Source organism: Streptomyces sp. R21 (genome assembly GCF_041051975.1).
Lineage (GTDB): Bacteria > Actinomycetota > Actinomycetes > Streptomycetales > Streptomycetaceae > Streptomyces.
In genome coordinates, this window is sequence record NZ_CP163435.1 from 9,463,716 (window position 1) to 9,480,373 (window position 16,658).

Consider the following 16,658-nt stretch of genomic DNA (forward strand, 5'->3'; position numbering starts at 1 on the left):
GCGTACGCTGAGGTGCCTGTAGGTCACGGTGCGCACCTGCTCCCCGCGCCGGCTGCACGACCGTGACAGGGGGGTGTCCGATGGAACAGCGCATCGTACGGAGTCGGCGGACTCTCTTCGAACGCGAGAATGAACTCGCCGCCGTCGACGAGGCGTTGGGCGAGCTCACCGGGCTGCGCGGGGACGGAGCCGAGTCGCCGGAGCGTCCCCGCGGCGCGCTTCTCGCCTTCGCGGGGCGCGCCGGAATCGGCAAGACGACGCTCCTCGCGGAGGTACGGCGGCGTGCCGCGCTCAAGGGCTGCACCGTGCTGTCCGCCCGCGGCGGCGACCAGGAACAGGGCGTCGCCTTCCACGTAGCCCGCCAGTTGTTGCAGCCGCAGCTGGCCGGCACTCCGGAGTCCGAACTCCGTGCCCAGCTGGGCAGTTGGTACGCCATCGTCGGCCCCGCCCTCGGGCTGTGCGCGGCGGCCGAGGGCGCGCCGCCCGACCAGCAGGGCCTGCGCGACGGCCTCGACTGGGTGCTCACTCATCTCGCGGTGCAGCGCGCCCCGATGGTCCTCGTCCTCGACGACGCGCACTGGGCCGACCCCGAGTCGCTGAGCTGGCTGGCCGCGTTCGCGCCGCGCGCCGAGGAACTTCCCCTGCTGCTCGTCGTCGGCTACCGGCCCGATGAACTCCCCGACCATGCCGAGGCGTTCAGGGGTCTGCCGGGACGGGCCGGTCAGCGGCCCCTCGACCTGGAACCGCTCAGCGCGGCCGCCGTGGCCCGCTTGGTCCGCGAGTCGCTCGGCACCCAGGCCGACGACGCGTTCTGCCGTGAATGCTGGGCCGTCACCGCGGGCAACCCGTTCGAGGCGGTGGAACTCACCGCGAAGGTGCGCGACCGGGGTCTCGTCCCGACCGAGGCCGGCGCCCACCTCCTGCGCGACCTCGCGGCCGCCGTCAAGGGCAGCGGCCTGATCGCCCGACTGGAACGCCTGGGCACCTCGACCGTCCGCTTCGCCTGGGCCTGCGCGGTCCTCGGCACGGAGATCCCGCCGCCGCTCGCCGCCGCCGTCGCGGGCCTCGGCTCCGAGGAGGCCGCCGACGCGGCGGACGCCCTGCGCGGCGCCCGTATCCTCACCGGCGCCGACACCCTCGAGTTCGTCCACCCGCTGATCGCCACCGCCGTCTACCGGGCCATCCCCGGCGGTGTCCGCGTGGCCCTGCACGGCCAGGCCGCATGGTGCCTCATCGACGCGGGGCTGGGCCCCTCCGCCGCCGCCCGCCACCTCCTGGAGACCCACCCCGACGGCGACAGCTGGGTCGTGCAGCAACTGCGCGCCGCCGCCGGCGAGACCGTCCGCGCCGGAGCCCCCGACGCGGCCCGCCGCTACCTCGCCCGCGCCCTGCGTGAACCGCCGCCCTTCGAGCAGCGCGCCGGTGTCCTGTACGAACTGGGCTGCGCCTCCCTGCTCACCGAACCGGCGACCACCGTCAACCACCTGCGGGCCGCACTCGAAGAACCCGTCCCCGACCCCGAGCTGCGCCATCACATCGTCTACCGGCTCTCCCAGGTGCTCGCCCACAGCGACCGCCTCGGCGAGGCCTCCGACACCCTGGCCCGCGAGATCCCCGTCACCGGCGACGCCCGGGTGCGCCTGCGCATGCAGTCCGAGCAGTTCATGTGGGACGCCTTCCGCGCCGACGAACCGAACTCGCCCGCCCGCTCCCGCCGCCTGACCCGGCTCGCCGACCGGCTCACCGGCCGCGACCTCACCGAGCGCTACATCATCGGCCTGCGCGCCTGGGACGCCACCCTGCGCGGCGAGCCCGCCCACGTCGCGCTCGGCCACGCCGAACGCGCGCTCGCCGGCGGGCTCGGCTGGGCCGAGGCCGACCACGGCTTCGAGGTGCCCGTGCTGGTCGCCCTCACCTTCATGTACGCGGACCGCCCCGGCCGTACCGAGGAGCTGTTCGCCGCCGGGATCGCCGACTTCGAGCGCCAGGGCTGGCACGGGGCGCACCTCGCCTTCGGCTACACGCTGCTCGGATACGTACGATTCCGGCGCGGGCGTCTCGCCGAGGCCGAGGACTTCGGGCGCGCGGGCCTCAGGCTCGCCGAACGTGTCGGACGCGGCGTCCCCGCCCTCTGGTACGCGGTGGGCGTCCTCATCGAGGTCCTGATCGCCCGCGGCCGCATCACCGAGGCCGCTCAGATCGCCGAGGAGTACGCGTTCGGGGAGCCCTTCCCCGCCGCCGTGGTCTTCCCCGATGCCCAGACGGTGCACGGTGAGCTGCTGCTCGCATGCGGCCTCACCAAGGACGCCGCCGCCGAGCTCGCGGCGGCCGGGCGCCGCCTCGACCCGCGCGGCATGCGCAACCCCGCATGGTGCCCCTGGCAGCTCCACCTGGCCCGTGCCGAGAGCCACGACGCTCCGGAGCGCGCTGTCGCCACCGCCCTCGAAGCGGTGGCGCGCGCCCGTCAGTTCGGCGCCCCCTCGGCCATCGGCCAGGCCCTGCGGGCGGCCGCCGAGGTCTCCTCCGGTTCGAGCCGGATCAAGCTCCTCGAGGAGTCCGTCAGCCATCTGGAGCGCTCCCCGGCCGCGTACGAACTGGCCTGCGCACTGGTCGCCCTCGGCACCGAACTGCGCCGCGCCGGACGCTCCAGGGAAGCCGCCGAACACCTGTACCGGGGACTCGACGCGGCTGTGCAGTGCGGGGCCGACGGCCTGGTCGAGGACGCCCGCGACGAACTCGCCGCCTCCGGGCTGCGCCCGCGCCGCCTGCACAGCACCGAGACGGACACCCTCACCGCCCGCGAGCGCACGGCCGCCGGGCTCACCGTCCGGGGCCGCAGTACCGCGGAGATCGCCGAGGAACTGGACACCGACGAGGTGGCCGTCGTGCGGCTGCTGTCGGCGGTCTTCCGGAAGGTCGGCACGGATCGTACGGGGCTCGGTGCCGCTCTGGGGGAACAGACGTCTCCGTAAGGGCCTGCGGAGAGCGCCCCCGGGACCTGGTTCGCGGCTGTGCACGTACCATTGCGACATGTCCTTCCTCCGCCGCCGCAGTGCCACTCCCGCCGGGCCCGACTTCGATGTTCTGGCCATGGACCCGGGCGACTGGCCGGGCAATCTCGGCGCGGGCCTGCTGCCCGCCCCCGACGGCAGCTGCCAGGGCGTCTTCCTGCGCTACGACCTGTTCGGCGGCCGCGGCCCGGCGATGATCATCGGCAATCTGCCGGAGGGCTCCCCGGCCCGCGACGTACCCGAGGGCGAGATCCCGTTCGAGGTGGCGCAGCTGCTGCTGGCGCTGGAGAACGACGAGGAAGTGACCGTTGTCGGCACCGAGGACATGCCGGTGATGCAGGGGGACAACCTCCTGATCGTGCGCCGACTCAAGCTCTCCGAAACCCGTATCTCCTGCGTGCAGTTCGACCGCAGTGACAACGTGCTGGTGACGATCGCCGCCTGGGACCGTCCGATCACGGACGACCTCTACACCCTGCTGAAGCCGCTGCCCGCGGAGCTGTTCCAGCAGGGCTGAGCCCGCCGACCGCCGCTTCCGCAAGGCTTGATCCAGCCCCCGTACGTTCGAGATGCCGTACGCGTTGTCATGCCCCATGTTGGCTAGGTGATCGGACCCCTAGCGTCCGGGGCATGGCCGATGACGCGCAAGACCGAGGCGGCCGCTGCGGATTCCTCCGATGTCTCGTCGGTGTCGAGGGAGCCGCTGCGCTGGGCGCCATGGTGTTCGGCACCCTCGCCTCCGAGCGGCTTCAGTTCAACGAGAACCCTGTGGACCGGCGGCCCCGTTTCGGCCCAGGGCTACGACTTCGGCGACTGGCGCGCACCCCGGCCCGGCGCGATCGCCGCCGCGCAGGACCTGATCGACGCCGAGACCGCGGTCGACCCGGACACCGTCGCCGCCCGGCTCGGGCAGGCGCGTCGCGGGTACGGTGCCCACCAGACGTTCGGCGACCGCAACCTCGACGTGGCGGACGCCCCCATCCAGGGGTGAGAGAGGCCGGACCCGCTGACGGCGGACCCGGCCCCAACTGCCTTGGTGAGTACGGTGCTTACGAGGCCGACGGAACCAGATCCACGTCCGCCGCCCGGACGAACTCCACCCGGTGGCCGAACTGGATCTCGTAGTACATGTCCTTGCCGATCACCACCCGGTGCGGGGTCGTGTCGAAGGTCGGCGCGTAGAAGTACTCGCCCGGCACCTTGTCCCCGGCCGCGTACTTCTGGCCCGCGAGGAGCTTGTACGGCAGAGGTGAGACCGCCTGGACGGGCACGCCCGCCGGGTACGCCTCCTTCTCCGGGTAGGCACGGCCGTAGACCGGGACCTCCGTGAGGCCGGCCTTGGGCGTGACGACCAGGCCGAAGGAGGTCACCGCGGTCGGCTGTCCCTTCGGGTTCTTGAACCAGGCCTTCTGGCCCAGGTACCAGATCGCCGTCCAGTCGCCGTCCCGGTCGGCGACGGCGTACCGCTGACCGGTGGAGACCCGTGAGCCCACGTCGTTGACGTCGATCGTGGAGTCGGCGCCCGTGGGCCGCAGTCCGATGTCCTTGATCAGCGGCGAGGTCTCGTCCGGCAGGCTGTACAGCCGCACCTCGCTGGACCCGTGGGCGGCGCAGGGCTCGCCCTTGGTGACGCAGCCCGTGTACACCGGCTGGTTCTCGGCGAACTCCGGCAGCACCGTCACCAGACCGCCGCCGCCCTTGCCGCTGCCCTTGCTCGCGGGCACGCCGTGGAAGGGGTGCCCCAGCAGCGTGAAGTAGTGCTGCCAGTCCCAGTACGGGCCCGGGTCGGTGTGCATGCCGGGAATGGTGGACGTCGTGGGGCCGGGCACGTTGTCGTGCCCGAGGATGTGCTGCCGGTCCAGCGGGATGCCGTACTTCTTGGAGAGGTACTTCACCAGGCGCGCCGACGCCCGGTACATCTCCTCCGTGTACCAGGCGTCCGGCGCGGCGAGGAACCCCTCGTGCTCCAGGCCGATCGACTTCGCGTTGACGTACCAGTTGCCCGCGTGCCAGGCCACGTCCTTCGCCTTCACGTGCTGGGCGATGTGACCGTCGGTCGAGCGCAGGGTGTAGTTCCAGGACACGTAGGTCGGGTCCTTGATCAGGTTGAGGACCCCCTCCCACTGGCCCTCGGTGTCGTGGATGACGATGTACTTGATGGACTGCGACGCGGGCCGGTCCCCGAGGTCGTGGTTTCCGTAGTCGCCGTCGCCGAACTCCGAGTAGGGCGCGGGGATCCACTCGCACGACACCGTCGCCGGGCACTCCGTGCCGTCCGCGGACACCGTCCGCAGCCCGGCGCGCCGCAGCGGCGCCGGGTCGGGGGCCAGCCCCGGCTGGGCGGCCAGTGCCACCTGCTGCCCGGTGTCCGTGGTGCGCTGCTCCCCGTCGCGGATCACGTCGTAGACGTCGTTGGCGTACGTCGCCGCGGTCGCGCTGTCGTCCGCGCCGGAGAAGCGCGCCACCGCTCCGTACCAGTCGGCCGGGTCCTCGCTCAGCGGCTCGCCGAGGTCCTTCTGCGCGGCCGCGAGGAGCGCGGCACCGCCCTTGACGTTGGTGGCCGCGTCGTCGCGCAGCTGCTCGGCCGACAGACCGGTCAGCTGGGCCGCCTTGGCCAACGTCTTGAGCCGGGCGGGGAGTTCACCGTTGTCCGGCACCTTCGTGTCGGGCAGCAGGGCCGCTCGCGAGGAGTCGCCGCGGGCGTCCTCCGTGCCCTCGCTGTGGTGCAGGGCCGCGGTGTCGGCGAGCGCGGTACGCGCGTCCGTGAGGTGCATCGGGCCATAGCCGCCGGTGACGCTCGGCGCTCCGCCGTGCGTGTCCCAGCGGGACTGCAGGTAGGAGACGCCGAGGAGCACGCTCTGCGGTACGTGGTAGTCGGCGGCCGCGGACGCGAAGGCGTCCTGCAACCGGGTGGAGGACGCCTCTTCCGTACTGCCGTACGGAGCCGCGCCGAGCAGTGGCAGCAGCAGTGCCGCGGAGGCGACGGCGCCCGCGGTCCTGCGCGCACGTCTGTGTCCGGCGGGGGCGTGGGGGTCGGTGGCAGAGCCTTGCAATGCAGCCTCCTGAGGCGATGGTGCGCGGTGGGGCGTGCGAGAGCCGAACGTGCGTCAGTGGTACCGGCTCTCCGACGATCCGTCAATCATGCCCAGAGGAGGGTGATTTCGCATGTCAGTGAGGGGCTGAAGGGTTTTCGTGGCGACGGTGGCGCCGCCTGCGGGGCGTCAGTGGAGTGGACCTGTGGTCCATTCGGCGGTCCGGCTCTCGCTGCGGCATGGGACCACGGGAAGTCGTCCCCTGTCCGGACACCCCCTGTCCGGACACCCCGTGCCCGGACACGACGAAGGTCCGCGGTACGCCGCTGTCCCTGGCGCACCGCGGACCGCCATCCCCGTCAGCGAGTGCCGACTGCCGCTCGAACGGCCCGTCGGGCCATCTGGCAGTCGTCGTGCAGCCGCCGCAGCAGCAGCCGCTGTTCCTCGCCGGACGGCGCAGCACCCGGGTGGGCCGGTCCCGGTGCCGCCGGGGTCGTGTCGTGCATCGAACGCTGCACGGCCGTTTCGTAGGTACGGATCTCACGGGTCAGCACGAGCATCAGGTTGACCAGGAACGCGTCGCGCGCCGCCGGCCCCGCCGACTGCGCGAGCTGACTGATCTGGCGCCGTGCCACCGGAGCGTCACCGAGGACTGCCCAGAGGGTGGCCAGGTCGTACCCCGGCAGATACCAGCCCGCGTGCTCCCAGTCCACCAGCACTGGACCGGCCGGTGAGAGGAGGATGTTGGACAGGAGTGCGTCACCGTGGCAGAACTGGCCCATGCCCTGACGTCCCGCGGAGTGCGCGATGCCGTGCACCAGCTTCTGCAGGTCGCCCATGTCCCGGTCCGTGAGCAGACCCAGCTCATGGAAGCGGGAGATCCGCTCCGCGTAGTCCAGCGGGGCGTCGAACGTCCCCGCCGGCGGGCGCCACGCGTTCAGCCGGCAGATGGCACCCAGCGCCGCCCGGATGTCCGCGCGCGGCGGAGCCTCGGCCGGATGCCGGTGCAGTGCCGCCACCCGGCCGGGCATCCGCTCGATGACCAGGGTGCAGTTGTCCGGGTCGGCCGCGATGAGACGCGGTACCCGGACCGGCGGCCGGTGCCGCACGAACGAGCGGTAGGCGGCTATTTCATGCCGGATCCGGTCTGCCCAGATGGGGGAGTGATCCAGTAAACACTTGGCGACGGCCGTGCTGCGCCCCGTCGTTCCGACGAGGAGCACGGAGCGCCCGCTGCGGCGCAGTACCTGGACCGGAGCGAACTCCGGGCAGATCCGGTGCACCGACGCGATCGCCGTGCGCAGCTGGGCGCCCTGGGGGCCGGACAAGTCGAGTCTCCCGCTGAGCGGTTGGGTGCCGAGCCCCGGAACGCGGCGCGTCCTGCCGGCACCGAGCACGGGGGCCGCCGGTCGCGCGGGGTCGAGGTAGGGGCCGCCGCCGCCCGCGGGGCGGGGGTGCAGCGACCGGGGCGGTGCGGACACGGAGGACGATGCTGTGTACATGGGCGAAACAGATCCCTTCGTGTGCCTGCAGGTTGCCGCGCTACCCGCCCCGGCTGCCCTGGTGCACCCTGGGGAATGTCCTTGAGGCAACCGGGTCGGGGTGGCGCATTCCTACCTGACACCCGGTGACCAGTGGCACACCATCTGGCGCACCCTGGCGAACCCTGGCGAATAGTCGCTCAGCAACTGACAGAGGGTTACTGTCAACTCAGCCGAGAACCTGGGGGCTTGACGTGAGCGGACAACCCAACACCCGACTGTCGGATCTGTTCGGCCTGACCGGCTGGTCCAAGGGTGAACTCGCGAGGCTGGTCAACCGGCAGGCGGCGGCCATGGGCCACCCCCAGCTGTCGACCGACACCTCACGGGTACGGCGGTGGATCGACACGGGAGAGATCCCGCGCGATCCGGTGCCGCGGGTGCTGGCAGCACTGTTCACCGAGCGTCTCGGCCGTGTCGTGACCATGGAGGACCTCGGTCTGGTCCGGCACGGGCGCGTGGGGAAACGGCAGGGCGACGGGAGTGCGGAACATCCCGACGGTGTGCCGTGGGCGCCCGAGCGGACAGCTGCGGTCCTCACCGAATTCACGGGAATGGACCTCATGCTCAACCGACGCGGCTTGGTGGGCGCGGGTGCCGCGCTCGCCGCAGGATCCGCACTCACCAGTGCCATGCACGATTGGCTGCACACCGATCCGGCCCTCGCTGCCGACGCTCCCCAGTTCGACAATCCCCTGCACGCCGACCCCGCTGGGTTCGACCGCTATGAGGCCGCCCCCATCGGGTCGCAGGAGATCGAGGAACTGGAGCGCTCGGTCGAGGTGTTCCGGGCCTGGGACGCGGCCCGCGGCGGCGGGCTGCAACGCAAGGCCGTGGTGGGCCAGCTCAACGAAGTGGGAGGCATGCTCTCCTACCGACACCCCGACCATCTCCAGCGGCGCCTGTGGGGCGTCGCCGCCAACCTCGCCGTCCTCGCGGGCTGGATGTCGCACGACGTCGGCCTGGAGCCCACGGCTCAGAAGTACTTCGTCATCGCCGCCCACGCGGCCCGTGAGGGCGGCGACCGGCCCCGCGCCGGGGAGGCGCTCTCGCGAGCGGCTCGCCAGATGGTGCACCTGGGCCGGCCCGACGACGCACTCGACCTGATGAAGCTCGCCAAGTCCGGTTCCGGTGAGGAAGTGCTGCCGCGCACCAAGGCGATGCTCTACACCATCGAGGCCTGGGCACAGGCGTCGATGGGCAAGGGCCAGGCGATGCGCCGCACCCTGGGGGAGGCGGAGGATCTCTTCGTCTCCGACAAGGGCGACGTACCGCCGCCGAGCTGGATGCAGATGTTCAAGGAGGAGGACCTGTACGGCATGCAGGCCCTGGCCTATCGCACCCTGGCGGAACACGATTCGGGCGCGGCCGCACACGCACAGCACTACGCGGAGAAGGCCCTGGCCCTGCGGGTCGACGGACGGCAGCGGTCGAAGATCTTCGACTTCCTGTCCATGGCCTCGGCCTGCTTCATCGCGGACGACCCCGAGCAGGCGGACCGGTACGCGCGACTGGCCCTGGTGTCGATGGGGGCGAACTCCTCTCACCGCACCTGGGACCGGCTGCGCGAGATGTACCGGCTCACCGCCGAGTACTCCAGCTATCCGAAGATCCACGAACTGCGCGAGGAGATCAAACTCTCCCTTCCCAAGAACGCGTTGCGGCCCAAGGGAGGCAGGAGCGCGCGGGCCTAGCAGCCCCCGCAGGTCAACAACCGTAAATCGGCGGCATCACGTCGCAGGTGAGCGGCACCAGGTTGTCGGGGCGTCAGGAGCCGACCCTGGCGACGAGCACGCAGGCGTCGTCCTCGCGCTCGCTCTCGCCGAACTCCTCGACAACCGTCCGTACGCAGTCCTGGGCCGTGCGGGCCCCGTCGAAGCGCGGGGCCAGATCGAGCAGCCTCTGCACGGCGGCTTCGTCACTCCCGGCTTCGCCCGGGCGGGGCGAGCCCCATCGGCGGGGTACCAGTCCGTCGGTGTGCAGGAGGAGCAGGTCGCCTTCTTCGAGGGTCACCTCGGCCTGCCCGTAGGCGGCACCGGAAGTCGCGCCGAGCAGTACACCGTCCGGCGTCGGCAGGGCGCGCCCCGTCCCGTTGCGGAACAGCAGCGGGGCGGGGTGTCCGGCCTGCGCCCAGGTGAGGGTGCGGGTCTCGGGCCGGTAGCGGCAGCAGACGGCACTGCCGAGGGCGGGTTGGACGGAGGCGTCGAGCAACTGGTTGAGCCACGCCATGAGTTGGCCCGGCTGGGTGCCCGCCACGGCCATGCCGCGCAGCGCGCCGAGCAGCATCGCCATGCCCGAGGTGACGGCGACCCCGTGGCCGGTGAGGTCGCCCACGGTCAACAGCGAGTCGCCGTCGGGGAGTTCGAGCGCGTCGTACCAGTCGCCGCCGATCAGCGCACTGCTGGACGACGGCAGATAGTGGGCGGCGAGGTCCAGGGTCTCGGGACCCCGCTGCGGGAACCGCAGGGAGCCGCGCCACGGCGGCAACACGGCCTCCTGCAGTTCGACCGCGAGCCGGCGCTCGGTCTGCGCGATGTGCCGGTGGCGTTGCAGCGAGTCACGGGTCTCGCTCACCGTCCGCTGGCTGCGGCGCAGTTCGCTGACGTCCCTCAGCACGGCCCACATCGAGGCGGTGCTGCCGTCGGCGTCGAGCACGGGCTCGCCCATCATGTGCACGGTCCGCATGCCACCGTCGGCGCGCCGGATGCGGAACTCCCCGTCGATGGGTTTCGCGTCGATGAGACAGTCCGTGACCATGGCCGTCAGCATCGGGCGGTCCTCGTCGTGCACCAGCGACGGCAGTTCGTCGAGGGTGAGCGGGGGAGCGGCGGGGTCGCGGCCCAGAATCTGGTACAGCTCCCCGGACCAACTCGCCTCGTCCGTCAGCAGATTCCACTCGGCGCTGCCGACCCGGCTCAGCAGTGAGCCGTGCCGGGGTGCGGTCGGCACGGCTGGGGCGGCGGGTCCGGCCGCGGATTGGACGGGCACGGGCGGTGGGCCGTCCCGCAGCTGCGCCAAGTGCTCGTCGAGGTCGTTGAGTTGATGCACCGCGAGATCACAGAGGGCGCGCTGCCAGCGTCCGTGGGGGTCCGCGCCGTCGACGGGGGCGTCACGCCGCACGGCGTCCACCTCGCCGCGCAGTCGCCGCGTCTGCGAGATGAGCGCGTCGACCGAGCCGCGCTGGGGCGGCTGAGCGGCTGAGCGGTCCGCAGAGAGATGGGACGACATGACGTACTCCGATGCGGGGACGGTACGACCAAGGCTGAAGGAAGGACCGTTACGACTGTTGCACAGCCCGCGACGCCCTGTAAGGGATTTGGCAACACCCGACGCGGTGGTGCATCTGGCATATGCCGCAGTCCTCCCGGACGGGTTGAGCGGACCCGATGAGATACGCGCCAAAGGTGGTCAAGTCGTAGACGACGTACGTGACTTGATGGTGTTGAGGGGTAGGCGCGCCAGTGTTCAATCTACTGTTCGACGGGCGTACGTGCGAGTCCTCGGTCTCAGTCGGTGAGCGCGCGTACGAAGTCGCGCAGATCGGCCGTGTAGAGCGGCGCGGGGTCGATGCCCATCGAGGTGAAGTTGCCCTCGATCTCCAGGCTCACCAGACCGTGCAGGTGTGCCCAGAGCAGCGTGGTGCGCGAGGCGACCGCCGCGGGCACGCTCTCGACGCCGCGCAGCTCCATCCACGCCTCGAACTGTGACGCCGAGCCGTCCGACCTGTCCGAGCCGTCCGGGACGGGCGTGTTCGGCCGGGTCAGAGCGGTGGCCGCGTTCAGCACGACGTTCATGGCGGGCTGGGAGGCCTCCACCAGGCGCGTGGACTGGGCGTCGTAGCCGGGCAGGGGTGCCCTGAACAGCAGGCGGTAGCGATACGGCTCGGTCAGTGCCCAGTCGCGGTAGGCCCCGGCGACCGCGGTCAGCCGTGCGGTCGCGTCCCCTGTGGCCGCGTCGGCCGCGTGGGCGAGGGCGCCGGCCAGGTCGCCGTACGCGTCGATGACCAGGTCGGTGAGCAGGCTGTCGCGGTTGGCGAAGTACCGGTAGAGCGCGGGTCCGGTCATGCCCAGCTGCTTGGCGATGGCGTTGAGGGACAGGGCCTCGGGGCCGCCGGTGGCCAGTTGCTGGAGTGCCGCCGCCTTGACCTCCTGTCGCACCTGTGCGCGGAACCGATCGCGCGGGCCTGTCCCGGTCCGGCTGTCTGTGGCCACTTCATCGCCTTCTTCGTCTGCTCGAAGTCTGGGCGGAGCCTGGTCGGAGTCCGCTCGGGGTGCGCCGGCGTCCAGCCCTTGACGTATCGAATATAAAGGAGCAAGCTTTAGTTAGAACCTATCACGAACACATGAAGCACTCACAAAATGAAGCACTTACCGATATGAAGGAGCTCTGACCTCATGGACACCGAGACCGTCGCGGACGTGGTGACCGAAGTCGTCCTCCCGGGCGTCGTGGAGCCGTCCGGCCTCGAAATTCGCGTACGCCCCGCGCCGCAGCCGGCGGCCGGAGAGGTCGTACTGGGCCTGGAGGCCTCCGGGGTGTCGTTCGCCGAGCAGCAGATGCGCCGCGGCAAGTACTACGACCAGCCGGCGTTCCCCTTCGTCCCCGGCTACGACATGGTCGGCGTCGTGCTGCGGGTCGGCGCGGGCGTGGACACCGCGCTGATCGGCCGGCGCTACGCCGCGCTGACCAAGGTCGGCGGCTGGGCCGGCCAAGTCGCCCTGCCCGTCGACGGGTTGGTCGAGGTCCCCGGCGAACTGGACGCCGCCGACGCCGAGACGGTCGTCGTCAACGGCATCACGGCCTGGCAGATGCTGCACCGCATCGCGAGGGTCCGTACCGGACAGACCGTGCTGGTGCACGGGGCGAACGGCGGGGTGGGCTCCACTCTGGTGCAGCTGGCCACGCATGCCGGGATCCGCGTCATCGGCACCGCCTCGCCCCGCCATCACGACGCGGTGCGCGCGCTCGGCGCGACGCCGCTCGACTATCGCGCGGCCGATCTCCCCGCCAGGGTGCGGGAGTTGGCCCCGGACGGCGTCGACGCTGTCTTCGACCACGTCGGGGGTGACGGCATCGTCGACTCCTTCAGGCTCCTGAAGCGGGGCGGCACGCTTGTCTCGTACGGCACCGCGGCCACCAAGAACGACACGGGCTCCTCCCGCCTGCCGGTGCTCAAGCTCATCGGGCGGCTGTTCCTCTGGAAGCTCCTGCCCAACGGTCGGCGGACGCACTTCTACAACATCTGGGCGGGCAAGCGCCGTTCGGACACCTTCCACGACCGTTTGCGCACCGACCTCGGCCGCGTGTTCGCCCTGCTCGCCGACGGCACCATCACCCCGCAGGTCGCGGCCCGCATCCCGCTGAGCCGGGCCGCCGAGGCCCTGCGGCTGGCCGAGTCCGGCACGGTCACCGGCAAGGTGATCCTCGTCCCGGACCCGGCGCAGAACACCTCCGACGCCCGCTGAGCTCTGCAGCAACTCGGCGCACGCGAACCGCAGTCCGGGACCTGATGGCGATCACTTGTTACGAGAGGGTTGACACCGCATCACGCGAGGGCTCAGCATCGCATCTGCAACGCCGGTTTGAATCGATTCAATTAGTCGGAGTGCCCATCCACTTGGGATCTCGACTCCATTCCGGCCGAGCACCCCCCACCCTCGACAGCAGGAGCCCTCGATGCCCCAGGTGACACGTCGGTCCGTCTTGCACTCGGCCATAGCCGTGGCTCTCGTTCCCACCCTGGGCTCCCTGGTCCTGCCCGGGGGCGCGTCCGTGGCGTCGGCCGCCGTCTCCTGGACGGCGAAGTGGATCTGGGCGTCGGCCAGTTCGGCGAACCAGTGGGTGGCCTTCCGTAGATCGTTCACTCTGGGCGCGGCCCCGTCCAAGGCCGTGACGCGGATCTCCGCCGACTCCAAGTACTGGCTCTGGGTGAACGGCACGCTGGTGGTCTTCGAGGGACAGCTCAAGCGAGGCCCGAACCGTACGGACACGTACTACGACGAGATCGACCTGGCGCCTCACCTGACCGGCGGCAGCAACACGGTCGCGCTGCTGGTGTGGCACTTCGGCAAGCAGGGCTTCTCGCACAACAGCAGCGGCAAGGGCGGTCTGCTGTTCCAGTCCGACATCCAGGTCGGCTCGACGACCACCCGCGTGCTCAGCGACGCCGGTTGGAAGCACACCGTCCACCCGGGCTACTCGAACAACACCAGCGGGACACAGGCCAACTTCCGGCTGCCCGAGTCCAACATCTCCTACGACGCCCGCAGCGCCGCCGCCATGACGGACTGGCAGTCCCCGGGCTTCGACGACCGCGCATGGAGCGCGCCCACCGACTACGGAGCGGTCGGTGCCGCCCCCTGGAACAACCTGGTCGAGCGGCCCATCCCGCAGTTCCGCTACTCCGGCCTGAAGACCTACACCAACGCCGCCTCGCTCCCGGCCTCCGGCCAGGGCTCCACCGCCATCTCGGCCACCCTCCCGTCCAACCTCCAGGTCACTCCGTATCTGAAGGTGGACGCCCCGGCCGGCGCGGTGATCGGTATGCAGACCGACCACTACGACGACGGCGCGGGCCTCACGGGAATCGAGCCCGGGACCGCCTACAACGTGCGCTCCACCTACATCTGCACGGGCGGTGTGCAGGAGTTCGAGTCGCTGGGATGGATGAGCGGCACCGCCGTCCGCTACACGATCCCGGCGGGCGTGACCATCCTCGACCTGAAATACCGGGAGTCCGGCTACGACACCGACTTCGCGGGCTCGTTCAGCAGCAGTGACGCCTTCCTCGACAGCCTGTGGGGCAAGGCGGCCCGCACGATGTACGTCAACATGCGGGACAACTACATGGACTGCCCCACCCGCGAACGCGCCCAGTGGTGGGGTGACGTGGTCAACCAGCTCAAGGAGGGCTTCTACACCTTCGACACCCGCTCCCACGCCCTCGGCGCGAAGGCGATTTCCCAGCTGGCCTCCTGGCAGAAGTCCAACGGCGCGCTCTACTCGCCGGTCCCCTCCACCATCTGGACCGCCGAACTGCCCGTCCAGATGCTCGCCTCGGTGTGGTCGTTCTGGACGTACTACCTCTACACCGGCAACGCCGATGCCGTCACCGGCGCCTACCCGGCGGTGAAGACGTACCTCAACCTGTGGAGCCTGGACAGCGACGGGCTGGTCAACCACCGCGCAGGGGACTGGGACTGGGAGGACTGGGGCACCAACATCGACGCCCGCGTCCTGGACAACTGCTGGTACTACCTGGCCCTGGACACCGCCGCCAAGCTCGCCGACCTCAGCGGCAACAGCGGCGACGTCACCGGGTGGAAGGCCAGGCGCGACAGCATCAAGGCCAACTTCGACCGCGTGCTGTGGAACGCCTCGAAGAACGAGTACCGCTCGCCCGGCTACAACGGCGACACCGACGACCGCGGCAACGCCCTCGCGGTGGTCGCCGGGCTGGCCCCCGCCTCCCGCTTCCGGCCGGTCACCGAGGTGCTGCGCAATCACCTCAACGCCAGCCCCTACATGGAGTTCTACGTCCTCGAAGCGCTGTATCTGATGGGCGCGGCCACCATCGCCGAGGAACGCATGCGCAACCGCTACGCCGCCCAGGTCGCCGACCCGGCATGCCACACGCTGTGGGAGCTGTGGACCAAGGCCGACGGTACCGACAACCACGCCTGGAACGGCGGTCCGCTGTACGCGCTGTCCGCCTACGCCGCCGGGGTCCGCCCCACCCGGCCCGGCTGGACGACGTACGACGTCATCCCGCAGACCGGCACCCTGACGAAGATCAGCACCGTGACGCCCACCGTCAAGGGGGACGTCCGCGTCGGCATCAACCGTGACGGCGGCAGCGTCACGCTGACGCTCAACTCGCCCGGCGGAACCACCGCCCGGGTGGGGGTGCCCGTCTACGGCAGCTCCCGGCCCGTCATCAAGGCGGGCGGCACCACCGTCTTCACCGGCGGAGCCGCCACCGGCAGCGTCAGCGGTCTGACGTACGAGAGCGCCGACTCCTCGTACGTCTACTTCACCGTGCAGCCGGGCACCTGGACCTTCACCGCGACCGGAACCGGCCGCCTCGACGACCTCGCCCTGGGCAGGCCCGTCTCCGCCGACAACAGCCTGGAGAACGGCGACTGGGGCAGGAACCGGCTCACCGACGGCGGCCTGACCAGCGTGAGCGGTGCCAAGGGGTACACCAGCAACGACTTTCCCTCCGCCGATGTCGGCGCGAACCCCGTCTGGGTCGAGATCGACCTCGGCGCGGACACCGACCTCGACGCCGTACGCCTCTTCCCGCGCACCGACACCCAGGCGGCCGGTGGTGGCACCGCGGGCTTCCCGGTCGACTTCACCCTCCAGACGCGGGTCGACGGCGCCACCTCCTACGCCACCGTCCGGACGGTCACCGCCGAGCCCAACCCCAAGGGGCTCCCGCAGACATACGGCTTCAAGACCGCCACCGCCCGCTACGTACGCCTGCAGGCCACCAAACTAGGCAGCCCGGCAGCCGACGAGACCGCCAAGTACCGCCTCCAGCTCGCCGAGCTCACCGTCCCCACCGCCTCGACCACCGTCACCGCCAACTACACGCTGGAGAACGGCGATTGGGGCAAGACGCGGGTGCTCGACGGCACGACGACGAGCCAGAGCGGCACCAAGGGATTCACCAGCACCGACTTCCCCTCCGCCGATGTCGGCGCCAACTCCGTCTGGATCGAGGTCGATCTCGGTGCCGACCGGGCGATCGGCACGCTCACCCTGTCCCCGCGCACGGACACCGCGGCGGTCGGCGGTGGCACGGCCGGGTTCCCGGCCGACTTCAGGATCCAGACCCGCGCGGACAGGGCCACGACGTACACCACCGTCCGCACCGTCACCGGCCAGGCCAACCCCAACGGGGGGAGCCAGTCGTACACGTTGACCGGCGCCACCGGCCGCTATCTGCGCGTCGATGCCACCAGGCTCGGCAGCCCGGCAGTCGACGAGAGCGGTAAGTACCGTCTGCAGCTGGCCGAGATCCGCGTCGGGTGACATCGAGCGGCAGGGATTGACAAGCCGTCGGCGGC

At 70.9% G+C, this 16,658-nt stretch carries 10 protein-coding genes; 6 read left to right on the forward strand and 4 right to left on the reverse strand.

Features of this window, described 5'->3' with window-relative positions:
* The first annotated feature begins 80 nt into the window (after window positions 1-80).
* The 3 genes from AB5J56_RS42410 (at window position 81) to AB5J56_RS42420 (ending at window position 4,002) form a co-directional block, all read left to right on the forward strand.
* Complete coding sequence (locus tag AB5J56_RS42410) at window positions 81-2,972, forward strand: AAA family ATPase (protein ID WP_369241390.1); 2,892 nt, start codon at window positions 81-83, stop codon at window positions 2,970-2,972.
* A 58-nt stretch (window positions 2,973-3,030) separates the two neighbouring features.
* Window positions 3,031-3,528 (forward strand): hypothetical protein, encoded by a 498-nt coding sequence (locus AB5J56_RS42415; protein WP_369241392.1) that lies wholly within the window; start codon window positions 3,031-3,033, stop codon window positions 3,526-3,528.
* 120 nt (window positions 3,529-3,648) lie between these two features.
* Window positions 3,649-4,002 (forward strand): hypothetical protein, encoded by a 354-nt coding sequence (locus AB5J56_RS42420; protein ID WP_369241394.1) that lies wholly within the window; start codon window positions 3,649-3,651, stop codon window positions 4,000-4,002.
* A gap of 58 nt (window positions 4,003-4,060) precedes the next feature.
* Here AB5J56_RS42420 and AB5J56_RS42425 read toward each other — a convergent pair whose 3' ends face one another.
* Both AB5J56_RS42425 and AB5J56_RS42430 read right to left on the reverse strand, forming a co-directional pair.
* On the reverse strand, window positions 4,061-6,064 hold the full coding sequence (locus tag AB5J56_RS42425) for an N-acetylmuramoyl-L-alanine amidase (protein ID WP_369241396.1): 2,004 nt from the start codon (window positions 6,062-6,064) through the stop codon (window positions 4,061-4,063).
* 338 nt (window positions 6,065-6,402) lie between these two features.
* Window positions 6,403-7,545, reverse strand: a complete 1,143-nt coding sequence (locus tag AB5J56_RS42430; RefSeq protein WP_369241398.1) for an aminoglycoside phosphotransferase family protein — start codon at window positions 7,543-7,545, stop codon at window positions 6,403-6,405.
* A 233-nt stretch (window positions 7,546-7,778) separates the two neighbouring features.
* On the opposite strand from AB5J56_RS42430, the gene AB5J56_RS42435 reads away from it, so the two are divergent.
* On the forward strand, window positions 7,779-9,278 hold the full coding sequence (locus AB5J56_RS42435; RefSeq protein WP_369241401.1) for a hypothetical protein: 1,500 nt from the start codon (window positions 7,779-7,781) through the stop codon (window positions 9,276-9,278).
* Between the two features lie 73 nt (window positions 9,279-9,351).
* On the opposite strand, the gene AB5J56_RS42440 is transcribed toward AB5J56_RS42435, so the two are convergent.
* Together AB5J56_RS42440 and AB5J56_RS42445 are read right to left on the reverse strand one after the other, a co-directional pair.
* Complete coding sequence (locus tag AB5J56_RS42440) at window positions 9,352-10,812, reverse strand: PP2C family protein-serine/threonine phosphatase (protein ID WP_369241403.1); 1,461 nt, start codon at window positions 10,810-10,812, stop codon at window positions 9,352-9,354.
* Window positions 10,813-11,090: 278 nt separating this feature from the next.
* The gene (locus tag AB5J56_RS42445) at window positions 11,091-11,795 is read right to left on the reverse strand and encodes a TetR/AcrR family transcriptional regulator (protein ID WP_369241405.1); all 705 of its coding nucleotides are present in this window, start codon (window positions 11,793-11,795) and stop codon (window positions 11,091-11,093) included.
* A gap of 183 nt (window positions 11,796-11,978) precedes the next feature.
* Here AB5J56_RS42445 and AB5J56_RS42450 point away from each other — a divergent pair, with 183 nt between their 5' ends.
* Together AB5J56_RS42450 and AB5J56_RS42455 are read left to right on the forward strand one after the other, a co-directional pair.
* Window positions 11,979-13,049 (forward strand): medium chain dehydrogenase/reductase family protein, encoded by a 1,071-nt coding sequence (locus tag AB5J56_RS42450; RefSeq protein WP_369241407.1) that lies wholly within the window; start codon window positions 11,979-11,981, stop codon window positions 13,047-13,049.
* A 256-nt stretch (window positions 13,050-13,305) separates the two neighbouring features.
* Window positions 13,306-16,623 (forward strand): discoidin domain-containing protein, encoded by a 3,318-nt coding sequence (locus tag AB5J56_RS42455; RefSeq protein ID WP_369241409.1) that lies wholly within the window; start codon window positions 13,306-13,308, stop codon window positions 16,621-16,623.
* Window positions 16,624-16,658 lie beyond the last annotated feature (35 nt).

Bases quoted from the DNA above. Each gene is read 5' to 3' on its own strand.
- AB5J56_RS42410 (WP_369241390.1), top strand. From the start codon at position 81: ATGGAACAGCGCATCGTACGGAGTCGGCGGACTCTCTTCGAACGCGAG.
- AB5J56_RS42415 (WP_369241392.1), top strand. From the start codon at position 3,031: ATGTCCTTCCTCCGCCGCCGCAGTGCCACTCCCGCCGGGCCCGACTTC.
- AB5J56_RS42420 (WP_369241394.1), top strand. From the start codon at position 3,649: ATGACGCGCAAGACCGAGGCGGCCGCTGCGGATTCCTCCGATGTCTCG.
- AB5J56_RS42430 (WP_369241398.1), bottom strand. From the start codon at position 7,545: ATGTACACAGCATCGTCCTCCGTGTCCGCACCGCCCCGGTCGCTGCAC.
- AB5J56_RS42440 (WP_369241403.1), bottom strand. From the start codon at position 10,812: ATGTCGTCCCATCTCTCTGCGGACCGCTCAGCCGCTCAGCCGCCCCAG.
- AB5J56_RS42450 (WP_369241407.1), top strand. From the start codon at position 11,979: ATGGACACCGAGACCGTCGCGGACGTGGTGACCGAAGTCGTCCTCCCG.